We start from the raw sequence: 13,810 nt of genomic DNA, 5'->3' as shown, positions 1-13,810 counted from the left end.
CCCGGCTCAGGCTAGTCGAGGGTCAGCAGTTGCTGTTCGGACACCACGCTGACGGACAGCGTCTTGTACCCCACCTCGTCGAAGAGAACCGTCATCCGTCCCTCCTCGTAGCTCAGCACCATGCCGGGACCCCACTCCGGGTGCCGGACGCGGCTGTGCACGGGGAAGGGCCCGACGGCGCCGTGGTCGGGGGTGCTGGTGCCGGCGTGGCAGTTGTCGCAGTGCCCGCAGACCTCGGTCATCTGCTCGCCGAAGTAGGCCAGCAGCGTCTGCCCCCGACATGCGGTGGTCTCGGCGAAGGCCCGCATCATGTCCGTACGCGACCGGGTGACGGTCTGCTGCCGCTCGGCCTCCGCCAGGGCCGCCGCGGCGGCATCCACGGGCGCGGGGGAGTAGCGGGGCGCGCCGATGCGCTGCTTCGCCCTCGGCTCGGCCGCGCCCACCTGCTCCAGCAGGGCGAGGTACTGGCCCAGCTTGCGTGGGCCCAGGCCGGTGAGCTCGCGTAGCTCCTTCTTCCCCCGCGCCTTCTTGCGCAGCAGCGCCGACAGGTCGCGCAGTTCGTCGGGGTCCGGCAGGCCGCCGCTGAAGAAGCGTTGCAGCCCGACGTCCTCGGCCTGCCACAGCAGCAGTACGCGGGCCGGGGCGCCGTCGCGGCCGGCCCGCCCGATCTCCTGGAAGTAGCTGTCGGGCGAGTCCGGCAACGCCATGTGGACCACCCACGCGATGTTCGGCTTGTCGATGCCCATGCCGAACGCCGAGGTGGCCACCATGATCGGCACCTGGTCGGCGAGGAACGCCTCGTGCAGCTCGGCGCGGGCGCCGGCCGGCATCCCGCCGTGGTAGTACTGGGCCGGGAAGCCGGCGTCGGTGAGCCGCGCGGCCAGCTCCTCGGCGGAGCGCCGGGTGGGCACGTAGATGATGCCGGGCCGGGTGTCGTCGCTCAGCAGGGCGATCAGCCGTCGCCACCGGTAGTCCTCGGTGGGGCAGTGCGCCACCTCGAGGAACAGGTTCGGCCGGTCCAGCCCGGAGACCACCACCTCGGGCTCGGTCAGCCGCAGCCGGGCGATGATGTCGTCGCGTACGGGCGGGGAGGCCGTGGCGGTCAGCGCCACCACCGGGGGCCGGCCGATGCCGTCGATCAGGTGACCCAGCGCCAGGTAGTCGGGGCGGAAGTCGTGCCCCCAGGCGGAGATGCAGTGCGCCTCGTCGATCGCCACCAGCGCCGGCTTCAGCGACCTCACCTCGGCCATCCGGTCGGGGTTGGCGAGCTGCTCCGGGGTGATGAAGAGGAACTCCGCGCGCCCGTCGCGGATCTCGGCGATCGCCTCCGCCTGCTGGGCGGCCGATTCGTTCGAGCTGATCCGCACCGCGCGCAGCTCCGGCCGCTGGCGTTCGTTGAGCGCCGCGATCTGGTCCTGCTGGAGGGCGAGCAGCGGGGAGATCACCACCGTCGGGCCGGGGATCAGGCTGGCCGGAATCTGGTAGATCGCCGACTTGCCGGCGCCGGTGGGCAGCACCACCAGGGCGTCGCGGCGCTTCATGACCGCCCGCATGGCGGCCAACTGGTGGGGCCGTAGTGCGGTCCAGCCGAAGAGGCTCTTGGCCGCGCGGCGCAGTGTCGTCGAGTGCGTGGACAGTTTCATTGAGGGCCGGAGGTACCCCCGGCGATCAGCGGCGAAACCGGCGGCTGACGTGGGCGAGTCCGGCGTGCGGGGCTTCCGGGGCCCGCCCGTGGCGCCCGGCAGGGGGCGGGCGGGTGTGGGCGAGGGCACCCGCGCCCCACGGCGCGGGTGCCCGTGGCCGGGACTCAGCGGACGCGGGGGAACACATCGCGCTGGTAGAGGTCGAGCAGGCCCTGCCAGTTCGGGCCGGTGTTGGCCACGTAGACCTCGTCGAAACCGGCCTTGGCGTACTCGTCGAGCTTCGCCAGGTGCGCGTCGGCGTCCCGCCCGCAGACGAAGGCGTCCTTCATCATCTCCGGCCGGACCAGCTGGGCGGCCTGCTCGAAGTGCCGTGGCGAGGGCAGCACCTGGGACAGCTCGCCCGGCACCCCGGCGTTCGGCCAGCGCTCGTACGCGATCCGCATCCCCTCCTCCTCGGTCTGGGCGTAGGCCGCCTTGAAGCCGGCCTGGCACGGCTTGTCGCCGCCGCCGTTCTCCCGGAACCGCCGGACCAGCTCGGCGTCCGGCGAGGTGTTGACGAAGCCGTCGCCGATGCGCGCGGCCAGGTCGACGGCCTTCGGGCCGAAGCCCGAGACGTAGACCGGCGGGGGAGTGTCGGGCAGCGTGTAGATCCGGGCGTGCTCGACGGTGTAGTGCCGGCCGTGGTGGTTGACGAAGCCACCCCGCCACAGCTCGCGCATCACCTCGACGGCCTCTTCGAGCATTTCCAGCCGGACGTCGGTCTGCGGCCAGGCGTCGCCGAGGATGTGCTCGTTGAGCGCCTCGCCGCTGCCCACCCCGAGCACGAACCGCCCGGAGTGCAGGACCGCGCTGGTGGCCGCCGCCTGCGCCACGACGGCCGGGTGGATGCGTACGGTCGGGCAGGTGACGGCGGTGGTGACCGGCAGCCGGCAGACCTGGCTGAGCGCGCCGATCACCGACCAGACGAAGGGGCTCTGCCCCTGCGCGTCCGTCCACGGGTGGTAGTGGTCGGAGATCCAGAGCGCCTCGAAGCCGGCCCGCTCCGCGCCGCGCGCCTGTTCCAGCAGCTCGGCCGGCGCGTACTCCTCCGTGGACAGAAAGTAGCCGATCCTCATCGTTCCCCCTCGCGTGTCCTACCGGGTGCAACGAGGCAGGCGGTACCCCGGGGGACGCCGTCGAACCGTGGGGGCCGGTGCGCGCGGTCAGCGCCGGAACATCGCGCGGATCGCGGCGAGCAGCAGCAGGGCGCCGACGACCAGGCCGAGCAGGCGTACGCCGGGGATGTCGGCGGGGCTCGTGGCGTCGGCCAGCAGCAGGTGATCCATCCCCGAACTGTCCCCAGTGCCGCGCGGGTCGGCAACTGTAAGGTTTATTGACTATTTAAGCGCGCGGTGTGACCATGGCAGCACCGCCGCCGGTGGCGGGGCCTCGGGGCGCGGAGAAGACGGGGGTACGACGACCGCATGAGCCAGCGACACATCAGCCACCACGCGGGCGGGCCGGCATGAGCGCCCCCGGGGGGAGCCTCGCGGCCCTCGCCGCCGCCGTTCTGCAGCCGGGATTCGTCGGCACCACGCCGCCGCCCTGGGTCTGCCGGTGGCTCGGCGAGGGGCTCGGCTCCGTGGTGCTCTTCGCCCGCAACGTGGTCCACCCGGAGCAGGTGGCCGCCCTCACCGCCACCCTGCGCGCCGAGCGCCCCGACGTCGTCGTCGCCATCGACGAGGAGGCCGGTGACGTGACCCGGATCGAGTCCGCCCGGGGCAGCTCCCGACCGGGCAACTTCGCGCTCGGCGCCGTCGACGACCCGGCGCTGACCGAGGAGGTCGCCCGCGACCTCGGCGCCGACCTCGCCGCCCTGGGCGTCACCCTCAACTACGCCCCCGACGCCGACGTCAACTCCAACCCGGGCAACCCCGTGATCGGCGTACGCGCCTTCGGCGCCGAACCGGCGCTGGTCGCCCGGCACACCGCCGCGTGGGTACGCGGCCTCCAGGCCGGCGGGGTCGCCGCCTGCGCCAAGCACTTCCCCGGGCACGGCGACACCAAGGTCGACTCGCACCACGACCTGCCCCTGATCGCCGCCGACCGGGCCCGCCTCAACGCCGTGGAACTGGCCCCGTTCCGGGCCGCCGTCGCGGCCGGCGTGCAGGCGGTGATGACCGGCCACCTGCTGGTCCCGGCGCTGGATCCGGCGCTGCCGGCCACCCTCAGCAGTCGGATCCTCGGCGGGCTGCTCCGCGACGAGCTGGGCTTCTCCGGCGTCGTCGTCACCGACGCGGTGGAGATGCGGGCGGTCGCCGACCGGTACGGATTCGCCGCCACGGCGGTGCGCGCCCTCGCCGCCGGCGCCGACGCGATCTGCGTCGGCGGGGAACGCGCCGACGAGGACTCGGCCCGGCTGCTGCGCGACGCCATCGTCGCCGCGGTCGTCGCCGGTGACCTGCCGGAGGAACGCCTCACCGAGGCGGCCAAGCGGGTGGGCCAGCTCGCCGCCTGGACGGTGGCCGCCCGGGCGGAGCAGCCGCCGCGCCCCCGCCCCAGCGCCGCCGGCTCCGCCGTCGGGCTGGCCGCCGCCCGCCGGGCGCTGCGTGTCACCACCGCGCCCGCCGGAGCCGACGCGCTGCCGCTGACCGGCCCCGCGCACGTGGTCGAGTTCGAGCCGCCCCGCAACATCGCGATCGGTCCGGAGACCCCGTGGGGGCTCGCCGCGCCGCTCGCCGACGTGCTCGCCGGCACCACCGGCGTCCGCTACGCCGAGGCCGACGTGCCCGCCGACCCGACCGCCGGGGCGGCCGGGCGTCGCGTCGTGCTGGTGGTACGCGACCTGCACCGGCACGACTGGATGCGGGCGGCGGTGGCCCGCGCGCTGGCCGCCCGGCCGGACGCGGTCGTGGTCGAGCTGGGCGTGCCCGAACTGGTCACCGGGGCGGTCCACGTCGCCACCCACGGCGCCACCCGGGCCGCCGCCCACGCCGCCGCCGGGCTGCTGGCAGGCCGCTGACCACCCCCGGGCTGCTCGTGACATCTCCACGCGGGGGCCGCCGGAGTGCCCGGCGCCCCCGGGTCACGGCTCGGGGGTGACCAGATCGGCGTACTCGAGGTGGCGGTCGATGAAGGCCGCCATGAACGGGCAGCGCGGCACCACCGTCGCGCCCCGCTCGCGGAGCTGGTCGAGGGTGCCCCGGACCAGGGCCGCGCCGACGCCCATGTTCTGGAACTTCGGGTCGACTTCGGTGTGGGTGAAGACCAGCACCTCGCCGCGCGGCAGGTACGCGGTGAATCCGGCCAGCGCGTCGTCGACCAGGATCTCGAACCGGCGCTTGGCGGGGTTGTCCTCGACCAGGGTGCTCACCCGGCCATTCTGCCTCCGCCGGCGGCGAGCCGGTCCAGTTCGCCGAGCAACCGGTCCACCTCCTCGACCGTGTTGTAGTGGTAGAGGCTGGCGCGCACCGCCCCGCCGCTGTCGCGCAGCCCCATCGCCTGGAAGTACTCGTACGCGTAGTAGTCGCCGGCGGAGAGGCAGAGCCCGGCCGCGCCCAGCTCCTCCTGGGTCCGCTGCGGCGAGAGCCCGGCCAGCCGGAAGGACACCGTCGGGCAGCGCCGGGCCGGGGAGCCGAGCACCGTGACCCCGGGCAGTACGGCCAGCCCCGCGAGCAGCCGCTCCAACAGCGTCTCCTCGTACGCCCGCGCGGCGCTCAACCCGGCGACCAGCCGTTCGCGCCGGCTGCCGGTGGCCGTCGGGTCCAGCCCGGCCAGGTGGTCCACGGCGGCGGCCACCCCGGCCAGCAGGGGGAAGCTCGGGGTGCCGTACTCGAAGCGTTCCGGCACCGCGTCGGAGGAGGGCAGCAGCTTCGCCGGGCGCAGCCGCTCCCACGTCGCGGGCGCGGCCACCATCGCGCCCAGGTGCGGCCCCGACCACTTGTAGGCGCTGGTGACCAGGAAGTCGGCGCCCAGCGCGGCGACGTCGGTGGGGCCGTGCGGCACCGAGTGCACCCCGTCGACGCAGACCAGCGCCCCGGCGGCGTGCGCGATGGCGGCGATCGCCGGCACGTCCGGGACGGTGCCGGTGGCGTTGCTGCCCGCGGTCACCGCGACGACGCGGGTCCGCTCGCCGACCAGCTGCGCGTAGCGCTCCGTCGGCAGCTCCGCGGTGTCCCGGTCGAACTCGGCCCAGCGCACCGTCGCGCCGGCCGCCTCGGCCGCCTGCACCCACGGGCGTACGTTCGCGTCGTGGTCGAGCCGCGAGACCACGACCTCGTCCCCGGGGCGCCACCGCGCACCCAGGGTCCGGGCCAGGGTGTACGTCAGCGCCGTGGCGCTCGGGCCCAGCACCACCCCGTCAGCCTCGGCGCCGAGCAGGTCCGCCACGGCCGAGCGGGCGGCGGCCACCAGTTCCAGCGACCGCCGGCCGGGCGCGAAGGCGGCGCTGCGGTTGCCCATCGCCGCGCGCATGGCGGCGGCGGTCGCGTCGACGACCGGGCCGGCGGTCTGGGTGCCCCCGGCACCGTCGAGGTGGACGAAGCCCTCGGCGAGGGCGGGGTACGCGGCCCGGATGCGGGCGATGTCGAACGGCATGCCCGGGACCCTAGTCCTGCGCTGTGGGCGCTCACCTGTGCGGATGTTCACGTCCTGCCGCGGTGGTCGGCGTCTCGTACCCTTGGCGGGGTGACGAATCGACGTGTTGCCTTCCCGCTGACCCCCACCCGCCGGGCCGCCGGCCTGCTGGCCGGCCTGGCGCTCGGCGTCGCCGTGCTCGCCGGTTGCAGCTCCGAGGGCGCCAGCACCGACTGCGGCCTGGACGCCTGCACGGTCACCTTCGACCGGGGCGTGAACGCCAGCGCCAACATCCTCGGCGTGGAGGCCAAGCTCATCGGCGCGCAGGACGACCAGGTGACCGTCGAGATCGCCGGCGAGCAGCTGTCGCTGACGACGGGCCAGCAGGCCACCGAGGTCGGCGGCTTCGCGGTGACCCTGGACAGCGTCACCAACCAGGAGGTCAAGATCCGCGTCTCCCGCAACCCCGGCAACTGACCCACCCCCCCGCCCCGCCGCTCCCGCGCCCGCCCCGCCCCGCCCGCCCCCGCCCCGCCCCGCCCCGCCCCGCCCGACGTTGGCGGTTGAGCTGCTCGACACGCCGCTGATCGAGCAGGTCAACCGTCGACGATCGTGCTTGCGCCGGGGGTGGCGGGGCGTGGCGCGGGTGCGGTGCCCCGCAGGGCCCGTGGCCGACGTTTGGAAATCTTCGTATTCGGTGATTGTGGCGCCATGTCACTCACCCGGAACGCTGAAGCCACCGCCTCCCGTACGGCGAACAGCAGGTGGCTCGAACTGTTGGCAAGAGTCGGTTTCATCGGCTACGGCATCGTCCACCTCCTCTTCGCCTGGCTGGCGTTGCAGATCGCGTTCGGCAAGCCCGGCGACGACGGCGACCAGTCCGGCGCGCTGCGTACCCTCGCCCAGCAGCCGCTGGGCAAGTTCCTCGTCATCACCATCGCGATCGGCCTGTTCGCCATGGCGATCTGGCAGGCGCTGGAGGCGGCCGTCGGGCACCGCGCCGAGCGTGGCAAGGAGCGCGTCTGGGAGCGGATCGCCTCGGTGGGACGCACCGTCGTCTACCTCTACTTCGCCTGGACGGCCGTCAAGGTCTTCAGGGACGCCGGCTCCAACAGCGCCGACCAGCAGGAGGCGCTGACCGGCAAGCTCATGGAGTCCTCCGGCGGCCGCTGGCTGGTCGGCCTCGCCGGGCTCGGCCTCGCCGCGATCGGCGTCGGCCTGGTGATCTACGGGCTGATCAAGCGCTTCGAGAAGCACCTCAAGACCGGCGAGATGGACGCCAAGACGAGGCAGCTCACCCGCCGGCTCGGCATGGCCGGCTACATCTCCAAGGGCGTCGCGTACGGCATCTCCGGCCTGCTGATCATCCTGGCCGCCGTCAACTACGACCCGGAGAAGGCCCGCGGCCTGGACGCGGCGCTGCGGACGCTGCGCGACCAGGCGTACGGCCAGATCCTGCTCACCCTGGTGGCGCTCGGTATCGCCGCCTTCGGCCTGTTCTGCTTCCTCCAGTCCCGGTATCGCAAGGTCTGAGCCTGGTCGATTTCGGCGTCGCCGGGCACCATTGGGCCTTTGTCCGAAGCACGTGCCCGGCGCCAAGGAGGAAAGAGCCTGTGCAGAGCTACCTCGGGACGATCGTCGCCGCGCTCGCCGCGGCGGCGATCGCCCTGTTCGCGGTCGAGGTCGCGCACCGCCTGATCCGGCGGGTCGGCCGGCGCTCACTGCTGTTGACCGAGCTCACCGATCACGCGCACCGGTCGATCCAGGTCGCCGCCACCGTCGTCGCCGTCCAGTTCGCCGTGCGGTTCAGCACCGGCTACGCGGTCGGCGAGCAGTGGCGCCAGGTGCTGCTGCACCTGCTGGTGCTCGGCGTGATCGCCAGCGTCGCCTGGCTGGTCGCCTCGCTGCTCGTGGTGGCGGAGGACACCGCGCTGGCCCGGTTCCGGGTGGACGTGCCGGACAACCGGCACGCGCGGCGGGTACGGACCCAGGTGGTCATGCTGCGCCGGTTGACGATCGCGGTGATCGTCGTGCTGGCGGTCGGCGTGATGCTGATGACCTTCCCGGCCGTACGCGGCATCGGCGCCGGGGTGCTGACCAGTGCCGGTGTGGTCGGTGTGGTCGCCGCGCTGGCCGCGCAGAGCCTGCTGGGCAACGTGTTCGCCGGCCTCCAACTCGCGTTCAGCGACGCGGTCCGCCTCGACGACGTGGTGGTGGTCGAGGGGGAGTGGGGCCGCATCGAGGAGCTGACGCTCAGCTACGTGGTCGTGCAGATCTGGGACGACCGGCGGCTGATCCTGCCCACCTCGTACTTCACCAGCAAGCCGTTCCAGAACTGGACCCGCACGGAGGCGGCGGTGCTGGGTACCGCCGAGTTCGACGTCGACTGGGCGGTCCCGGTGCAGGCCATGCGCGAGGAGCTGCGCCGGCTCGTCGAGGGCACCGAGCTGTGGGACGGCCGGGTCTGCGTACTCCAGGTGACCGACGCGACCGCCGGGACGATCAAGGTGCGCGCCCTGGTCAGCGCCGCCGACGCCGGCAGCCTGTGGGATCTGCGTTGCCTGGTCCGTGAGCACCTGGTCGCCTGGATCCGGGACCACCGGCCGATGGCGATGCCCCGGATGCGTACCGAGATCGGCGACGCGGAGAGCAACCTGGCATGGCAGTGGGTACGCCCGCGCCGGCCGGTGCGTCGGCTCACCGACGCCGAGGTGCCCGACGACGCCCGGGTCTTCGGCGGCAGCGACGACGGCGACGCCCGCAGCGAGGCCTTCGTCGGCCCCGACGAGCCCGCCGACTCCCGCCGCTGACCCATCCACCTCCCACGCCCCGGCGCCCCGCGCCCACGCCCCAGCGTCCCGCGTCCCGGCGCCCCGCTTTCGGCGTCCCGGCGTCCCGCCCCCAGCGCCCCGCGCCCCGGCGTCCCGGCTTCCCGGCGTTCCGCGACCCCCGTGGAGCCCTCCGGTCCTACGCGTCCGGAGGGCTCCACCGTCTCCGAACCACCCCACTCCCGCGCTACGGACCCCGCGCTCAACGCCGGCGTCGATCATGCAGTCGTGGTGCCCCGCAAAAAGGGGCATTGCTCGGATAGCGCCCACCACAACTGCAAGATCGACCCAGCGGGGGCGGGAGCGGGGGTGGGGGCGGCGCGGGGTGAGGGCGCGGGGTGGGTGAGGAGTGGGGTCGTGACCTGGGAGGGGTGGGGGCGTTGGAGGGGTGGGAGGGAGAGGTGGACCCCGCACCGGCCGACCCGGCGCAGACCAGCACCGCGGGGAAGGGTGGGGCGCGTGGGGGCGGGCGGGCGGTGTGCGGTGGCTCGGGAAGTTTGACCGGGCGTTTCGTGGGGACCTGCTGCGCGACGCTTCTGTACCTTCTTCCGCGCCGTGCGGCGGCTCGGGGACCCGGCGGTCCGGACGTACCGACTGCTGGGCGAAGGATTGACGGGCGGCGACTCCGGGCATACAGCGCGGTGATGATGAAAGGAGGACAGCATGGCTGACGTGGCGAACGCCCGCACATCCCGCAACGGGAGCGAGCCGTCCACCGCCGAGCTGGTGCAGCGGGCCACGGAGCAGGTCTCCCGTCTGGTCCGTGACGAACTGGCCCTGGCCCGGGCGGAGCTGACCCAGAAGGGCAAGCACGCCGGCATCGGCATCGGCCTCTTCGGCGGTGGCGGGGCGCTGGCGCTCTACGGTCTGGGCGCCCTGGTCGCCACTGCGATCCTGCTGCTCGACCTGGTGCTCCCGGCCTGGGCCGCGGCCCTGATCGTCGCGGTGGTGCTCTTCGCGATGGCCGGCGTCCTGGCCCTGGTGGGCAAGAAGCAGGTCAGCCAGGCGGTCCCACCGGTGCCGCAGGCCGCGGTCCGTAGCGTCCGGGCGGACGTGGACACGGTCACCGCCGCCGTGAAGGACAGGGGACGGGCATGACGACGGGCAACGGCCGGGGCAGCGGCGACACCGAGGCGCTGCGGGAGGAGATCCGGCGGACCCGGGTCGAGTTGGGCGAGACGATGGAGGCGTTGGCGGCCAAGGCCGACGTCAAGGCGCGGCTGAGGTCCTCCGCCGACCAGGCGAAGGAGCGGATGCGGGACCAGGCGGCGCAGACCGTGGCCCGGGTGCGTGGGCAGGCGGCGCAGAGGGCGCAGCTCGCGCGGGGCCAGGCGCAGGAGAAGGGCGCGGTCGTACGGCGTAACCCGACGCCGTTCGTCGCCCTGGCGGCCGGCGCGGTGGCCGCCGTGATCGTGATGATGATCGTTCGGGGGAGGCAGCGGTGAGCAGGGGCATCGGTAAGGCCGCGTACAAGCCGGTGGGTGTGCTGATGGGCATCGCCGCCGGTGCGGTCGCGGGCGCGATCTTCCGGCAGGTGTGGAAGGTGACGGCGGGCGACGGCGAGGCGCCCAGCGCCACCGACGAGGACCGCGGCTGGGGCGAGATCCTGGCGGCGGCGGCGTTGCAGGGCGCCATCTTCGCGGTCGTCCGGGCCGCCGTCGACCGGGGTGGCGCGGTGGGCGTACGCCGGTTCACCGGAAGCTGGCCGGACTGAGCCGACGACGACGAAAAGCCCCCCGCGCCGCCGCGATGGCGCGGGGGGCTTTTCGCACGGGGGCAAGGGCCCACCCAGCGGATCTTCGGCATCCGTCAGGTCACATGTCGAAGAAATTCGTCCGGTAGGCTGTGCAGAGTTTTCGCTACGTGGTTTGCTGTTCCACGCTGTTGAGAGATGGCGTGGGTTGAGTGAAGTCTCCTTCGTGGGGGGCCGCCTCAGGCACCGCTGCTCGAAAACGGCCAATCGGCCGCACGGCGTGCTCGGCCGCCAGTTTTAGAAGGAGATACACATGGCGCAGGGAACCGTGAAGTGGTTCAACGCAGACAAGGGCTTCGGCTTCATCACCGTCGACGGCGGGGGTGCTGACGTGTTCGTCCACTTCTCGGCCATCCAGACCAGCGGCTACCGCACGCTGGAGGAGAACCAGCGGGTGGAGTTCGAGATCGCCCAGGGTCAGAAGGGTCCGCAGGCCGAGCAGGTCCGCCCCATCTGAGCAGTGCCGGTCGGCAGCCGCCGGCCACTGCTGTGATCCGGCGCCCGGGTCACAGCGAAGCCCCGTATCCCGCCCGGGATGCGGGGCTTTCCGCGTTTCCGGACGCGCCGTCAGCGGCGCCTGCGGGCGCGCAGCCCGGACCAGAGCACGACCAGCCCGACCAGGAGGACGACGGGCCCCAGCACGGCCCAGATCCGCCGGTCGGTCATCACGCTGCCCTGGACGTAGCCGAGGCCCTGCACCGTCCACACCGCACCGCCGACCACGGCTAGCAGGCCGAGGGTCAGCGACAGCCAGCCCTTCATCGCGATCCCCCTCCGTCGATTCCCGTCCCGGCAGCCCGGGTCGCCGCCGGTCGTGCGCCCCCGGGCGGACCGGCCGGTCGTGGACCTCCGCCCGGGAGGGTGCGCTGTTGCATGGGACCGAGCCTAGTGATCGGGCTTGTCCGGTCACGCGACGGGCCGTACGGTCAACAAGACGGACGTACGGTTTGGGAGGCAGTGATGTGGGATCCGACGACGTACCTGCGCTACGGCGACGAGCGCTCCCGGCCCTTCCACGAGCTGCTCGCCCGGGTCTCCGCCGAGCGGCCGCGTACCGTCGTCGACCTCGGCTGCGGTCCCGGCAACCTGACCGCGACCCTCGCCGCGCGGTGGCCGGACAGCCGGATCGCCGGCCTCGACTCCTCACCGGAGATGATCGCGCAGGCCGCCACCGTCCCCGGGGTCACCTTCGCCGTCGGCGACGTCCGGCACTGGCGGCCGGGACCCGACACCGACGTCGTGGTCAGCAACGCCGTGCTCCAGTGGGTCTCCGGTCACCGGGAGCTGCTCACCCGCTGGGCCCGGGAGCTGCCCGCCGGGGCCTGGCTGGCCGTGCAGGTTCCGGGGAACTTCGACGCGCCGTCGCACCGGGCGCTGCGCGAGGTCGCCGACCGGCCGGCGTGGCGCGCCGACGTCGCCCCGCTGCTGCGCCGACCCCCGGCCGACGACACCGCCGTCGGTTACGCCGAGCTGCTGACCGGTGCCGGCTGCGTGGTGGACGCCTGGGAGACTACCTACGTGCATCTGCTGCCGGCCCGCGCCGAGGCGGACCATCCCGTGCTGAGCTGGCTGGAGGGCACCGCGCTCCGGCCGGTCCGCGCGGCCCTGGACGCCGATCGCTGGTCCGGCTTCCGCGCCGAGCTGGGCGTACGCCTCGCCGAGGCGTACCCGGTGCGGCACGCTCAGGTGCACTTCCCGTTCCGCCGCGTCTTCTTCGTCGCCCGTACCGGCGCCCGTGCAGAGGAGAACCTTTGACCGACCTGCAAACCTTCATCGCCGGACTGCCCAAGGTGGAGCTGCACGTGCACCACGTCGGCTCCGCCTCGCCCCGCATCGTCGCCGAGCTGGCCGCCCGCCACGAGGGCCGCAGCCCCGTGCCCGCGGATCCGGCCGCCCTCGCCGACTACTTCGCCTTCCGCGACTTCGCGCACTTCATCGAGGTCTACCTGAGCGTCGTGGACCTGATCCGCGACCAGGAGGACGTCTGGCTGCTCACCCACGAGGTCGCCCGCGAGCTGGCCCGCCAGCAGGTCCGCTACGCCGAGCTGACCGTCACGCCCTACTCGCACGTGCACCGGGGGATCCCCGCGCCCGCCTTCTGCGAGGCCATCGAGGACGCCCGCAAGCGGGCGGAGGCGGACTTCGGCATCGAGCTGCGCTGGTGCTTCGACATCCCTGGCGAGGCCGGCCTGGCGGCGGCCGAGGAGACGCTGCGCATCTCGCTGGAGGAGCGCCCCGACGGGCTGATCAGCTTCGGCCTGGGCGGGCCCGAGATCGGGGTGCCCCGGCCGCAGTTCAAGCCGTACTTCGACCGGGCCCGGGCGGCGGGGCTGCGCTCGGTGCCGCACGCCGGCGAGACCACCGGCCCCGAGACCGTCTGGGACGCGCTGCGCGACCTCGGCGCGGAGCGGATCGGCCACGGCATCTCCGCCGCGTGGGACCCGCAGCTGCTGGCCCACCTCGCCGAGCACCGGATCTGCCTGGAGGTGTGCCCCACCTCCAACGTGCGTACCCGGGCGGTCGCCAGCATCGAGGAGCACCCGCTGCGGCAACTGGTCGAGGCCGGCCTGCTGGTCACCATCAACTCCGACGACCCGCCGATGTTCGGCACCACCCTCAACGACGAGTACGCCGTCGCGGCCCGGCTGCTCGACGCGGGCCCGCAGGAGCTGGCCGCGCTCGCCCGCGACGCGGTGACCGCTTCGTTCCTGGATCTGGCGGGCAAGCGGCGGATCACCGCCGAGATCGACGCCCATCTGGCCGCCGCCATCCGCTGAACGGAGCTGAACGGAGGAGGAGCGGCGCGCGGCGGGAGGAGGTGTGGGGGGACCAGAGTCTCCCGCCGCGCGCCCGGCTCCACCGGCCGGTGGGGTGCCCCGAGGCATTGACCGGTGGAACTGATGGGTTCGGATCCGATCCTGTCAGCGCGGGCCCGCTCCGGCACCGCGGTTAATCCCGATCTAAGGAAGACTTGCGCCACCGCACAACCGGCCGCCGATCCGGGCGGTGCCGCGCGGCGTCAGGCTGGGGCC

General features: G+C 73.6%; 16 protein-coding genes. 10 read left to right on the top strand and 6 right to left on the bottom strand.

Annotated elements, in window-relative coordinates; translation table 11 throughout:
- Nucleotides 1-11 precede the first annotated feature (11 nt).
- The 3 genes from ACGFIG_RS22830 to ACGFIG_RS22820 all read right to left on the bottom strand — a co-directional run bounded on the left by ACGFIG_RS22830 (nucleotide 12) and on the right by ACGFIG_RS22820 (nucleotide 2,968).
- Entirely contained in the window at nucleotides 12-1,643 is a 1,632-nt protein-coding gene (locus ACGFIG_RS22830; protein WP_393005912.1) for a RecQ family ATP-dependent DNA helicase, read from the bottom strand.
- Nucleotides 1,644-1,807: 164 nt separating this feature from the next.
- A complete protein-coding gene (locus ACGFIG_RS22825) occupies nucleotides 1,808-2,758 on the bottom strand; it encodes a TIGR03557 family F420-dependent LLM class oxidoreductase (protein ID WP_393005910.1) in 951 nt (316 codons plus the stop codon).
- An 87-nt stretch (nucleotides 2,759-2,845) separates the two neighbouring features.
- Nucleotides 2,846-2,968 carry a hypothetical protein gene (locus ACGFIG_RS22820; protein ID WP_393005908.1) on the bottom strand — a complete coding sequence of 41 codons (123 nt, stop codon included), beginning with the start codon at nucleotides 2,966-2,968 and terminating at the stop codon, nucleotides 2,846-2,848.
- Nucleotides 2,969-3,147: 179 nt separating this feature from the next.
- Between ACGFIG_RS22820 and ACGFIG_RS22815 the strand changes: the two genes are divergently transcribed.
- Entirely contained in the window at nucleotides 3,148-4,644 is a 1,497-nt protein-coding gene (locus tag ACGFIG_RS22815) for a glycoside hydrolase family 3 protein (protein ID WP_393005906.1), read from the top strand.
- Between the two features lie 63 nt (nucleotides 4,645-4,707).
- On the opposite strand, the gene ACGFIG_RS22810 is transcribed toward ACGFIG_RS22815, so the two are convergent.
- Together ACGFIG_RS22810 and ACGFIG_RS22805 are read right to left on the bottom strand one after the other, a co-directional pair.
- The gene (locus tag ACGFIG_RS22810; protein WP_393005904.1) at nucleotides 4,708-4,995 is read right to left on the bottom strand and encodes a GNAT family N-acetyltransferase; all 288 of its coding nucleotides are present in this window, start codon (nucleotides 4,993-4,995) and stop codon (nucleotides 4,708-4,710) included.
- A complete protein-coding gene (locus ACGFIG_RS22805; protein ID WP_393005902.1) occupies nucleotides 4,992-6,218 on the bottom strand; it encodes a cysteine desulfurase-like protein in 1,227 nt (408 codons plus the stop codon). The genes ACGFIG_RS22810 and ACGFIG_RS22805 overlap by 4 nt, the downstream gene beginning before the upstream one ends.
- Before the next feature lie 90 nt (nucleotides 6,219-6,308).
- Here ACGFIG_RS22805 and ACGFIG_RS22800 point away from each other — a divergent pair, with 90 nt between their 5' ends.
- The 7 genes from ACGFIG_RS22800 to ACGFIG_RS22770 all read left to right on the top strand — a co-directional run bounded on the left by ACGFIG_RS22800 (nucleotide 6,309) and on the right by ACGFIG_RS22770 (nucleotide 11,235).
- The gene (locus tag ACGFIG_RS22800) at nucleotides 6,309-6,674 is read left to right on the top strand and encodes a hypothetical protein (RefSeq protein ID WP_393005900.1); all 366 of its coding nucleotides are present in this window, start codon (nucleotides 6,309-6,311) and stop codon (nucleotides 6,672-6,674) included.
- A gap of 234 nt (nucleotides 6,675-6,908) precedes the next feature.
- On the top strand, nucleotides 6,909-7,730 hold the full coding sequence (locus ACGFIG_RS22795) for a DUF1206 domain-containing protein (RefSeq protein ID WP_393005898.1): 822 nt from the start codon (nucleotides 6,909-6,911) through the stop codon (nucleotides 7,728-7,730).
- A gap of 80 nt (nucleotides 7,731-7,810) precedes the next feature.
- The gene (locus tag ACGFIG_RS22790; RefSeq protein WP_393005896.1) at nucleotides 7,811-9,007 is read left to right on the top strand and encodes a mechanosensitive ion channel family protein; all 1,197 of its coding nucleotides are present in this window, start codon (nucleotides 7,811-7,813) and stop codon (nucleotides 9,005-9,007) included.
- 681 nt (nucleotides 9,008-9,688) lie between these two features.
- Nucleotides 9,689-10,123: a phage holin family protein gene (locus ACGFIG_RS22785; RefSeq protein WP_393005894.1), complete on the top strand. Its 435-nt coding sequence runs from the start codon at nucleotides 9,689-9,691 to the stop codon at nucleotides 10,121-10,123.
- Nucleotides 10,120-10,470, top strand: a complete 351-nt coding sequence (locus ACGFIG_RS22780) for a DUF3618 domain-containing protein (RefSeq protein ID WP_393005892.1) — start codon at nucleotides 10,120-10,122, stop codon at nucleotides 10,468-10,470. Before ACGFIG_RS22785 ends, ACGFIG_RS22780 begins: the two co-directional genes overlap by 4 nt.
- Nucleotides 10,467-10,739, top strand: coding sequence for a DUF4235 domain-containing protein (locus ACGFIG_RS22775; RefSeq protein WP_393005890.1), 273 nt, complete (start codon nucleotides 10,467-10,469; stop codon nucleotides 10,737-10,739). The genes ACGFIG_RS22780 and ACGFIG_RS22775 overlap by 4 nt, the downstream gene beginning before the upstream one ends.
- A 292-nt stretch (nucleotides 10,740-11,031) precedes the next feature.
- A complete protein-coding gene (locus ACGFIG_RS22770; protein WP_007075740.1) occupies nucleotides 11,032-11,235 on the top strand; it encodes a cold-shock protein in 204 nt (67 codons plus the stop codon).
- Between the two features lie 110 nt (nucleotides 11,236-11,345).
- Here the strand turns inward: ACGFIG_RS22770 and ACGFIG_RS22765 are convergent, their stop codons facing one another.
- Nucleotides 11,346-11,540, bottom strand: a complete 195-nt coding sequence (locus tag ACGFIG_RS22765; protein WP_393005888.1) for a hypothetical protein — start codon at nucleotides 11,538-11,540, stop codon at nucleotides 11,346-11,348.
- A 198-nt stretch (nucleotides 11,541-11,738) separates the two neighbouring features.
- On the opposite strand from ACGFIG_RS22765, the gene ACGFIG_RS22760 reads away from it, so the two are divergent.
- Both ACGFIG_RS22760 and ACGFIG_RS22755 read left to right on the top strand, forming a co-directional pair.
- Nucleotides 11,739-12,533, top strand: coding sequence for a trans-aconitate 2-methyltransferase (locus tag ACGFIG_RS22760; RefSeq protein WP_393005886.1), 795 nt, complete (start codon nucleotides 11,739-11,741; stop codon nucleotides 12,531-12,533).
- Nucleotides 12,530-13,555 carry an adenosine deaminase gene (locus tag ACGFIG_RS22755; protein WP_393005884.1) on the top strand — a complete coding sequence of 342 codons (1,026 nt, stop codon included), beginning with the start codon at nucleotides 12,530-12,532 and terminating at the stop codon, nucleotides 13,553-13,555. The genes ACGFIG_RS22760 and ACGFIG_RS22755 overlap by 4 nt, the downstream gene beginning before the upstream one ends.
- The last annotated feature ends 255 nt before the right edge of the window (nucleotides 13,556-13,810 follow it).

This window comes from Micromonospora sp. NPDC049048, from assembly GCF_043197615.1.
GTDB lineage: Bacteria > Actinomycetota > Actinomycetes > Mycobacteriales > Micromonosporaceae > Micromonospora.
The sequence above is the reverse complement of the archived record's forward strand: the minus strand, read 5'-3'. Positions and strand labels throughout refer to the sequence as shown.

Coding starts and splice junctions, on each gene's coding strand:
- ACGFIG_RS22830 (WP_393005912.1), bottom strand. CDS start 1,643: ATGAAACTGTCCACGCACTCGACGACACTGCGCCGCGCGGCCAAGAGC.
- ACGFIG_RS22825 (WP_393005910.1), bottom strand. CDS start 2,758: ATGAGGATCGGCTACTTTCTGTCCACGGAGGAGTACGCGCCGGCCGAG.
- ACGFIG_RS22820 (WP_393005908.1), bottom strand. CDS start 2,968: ATGGATCACCTGCTGCTGGCCGACGCCACGAGCCCCGCCGACATCCCC.
- ACGFIG_RS22815 (WP_393005906.1), top strand. CDS start 3,148: ATGAGCGCCCCCGGGGGGAGCCTCGCGGCCCTCGCCGCCGCCGTTCTG.
- ACGFIG_RS22805 (WP_393005902.1), bottom strand. CDS start 6,218: ATGCCGTTCGACATCGCCCGCATCCGGGCCGCGTACCCCGCCCTCGCC.
- ACGFIG_RS22795 (WP_393005898.1), top strand. CDS start 6,909: ATGTCACTCACCCGGAACGCTGAAGCCACCGCCTCCCGTACGGCGAAC.
- ACGFIG_RS22785 (WP_393005894.1), top strand. CDS start 9,689: ATGGCTGACGTGGCGAACGCCCGCACATCCCGCAACGGGAGCGAGCCG.
- ACGFIG_RS22780 (WP_393005892.1), top strand. CDS start 10,120: ATGACGACGGGCAACGGCCGGGGCAGCGGCGACACCGAGGCGCTGCGG.
- ACGFIG_RS22770 (WP_007075740.1), top strand. CDS start 11,032: ATGGCGCAGGGAACCGTGAAGTGGTTCAACGCAGACAAGGGCTTCGGC.
- ACGFIG_RS22765 (WP_393005888.1), bottom strand. CDS start 11,540: ATGAAGGGCTGGCTGTCGCTGACCCTCGGCCTGCTAGCCGTGGTCGGC.
- ACGFIG_RS22760 (WP_393005886.1), top strand. CDS start 11,739: ATGTGGGATCCGACGACGTACCTGCGCTACGGCGACGAGCGCTCCCGG.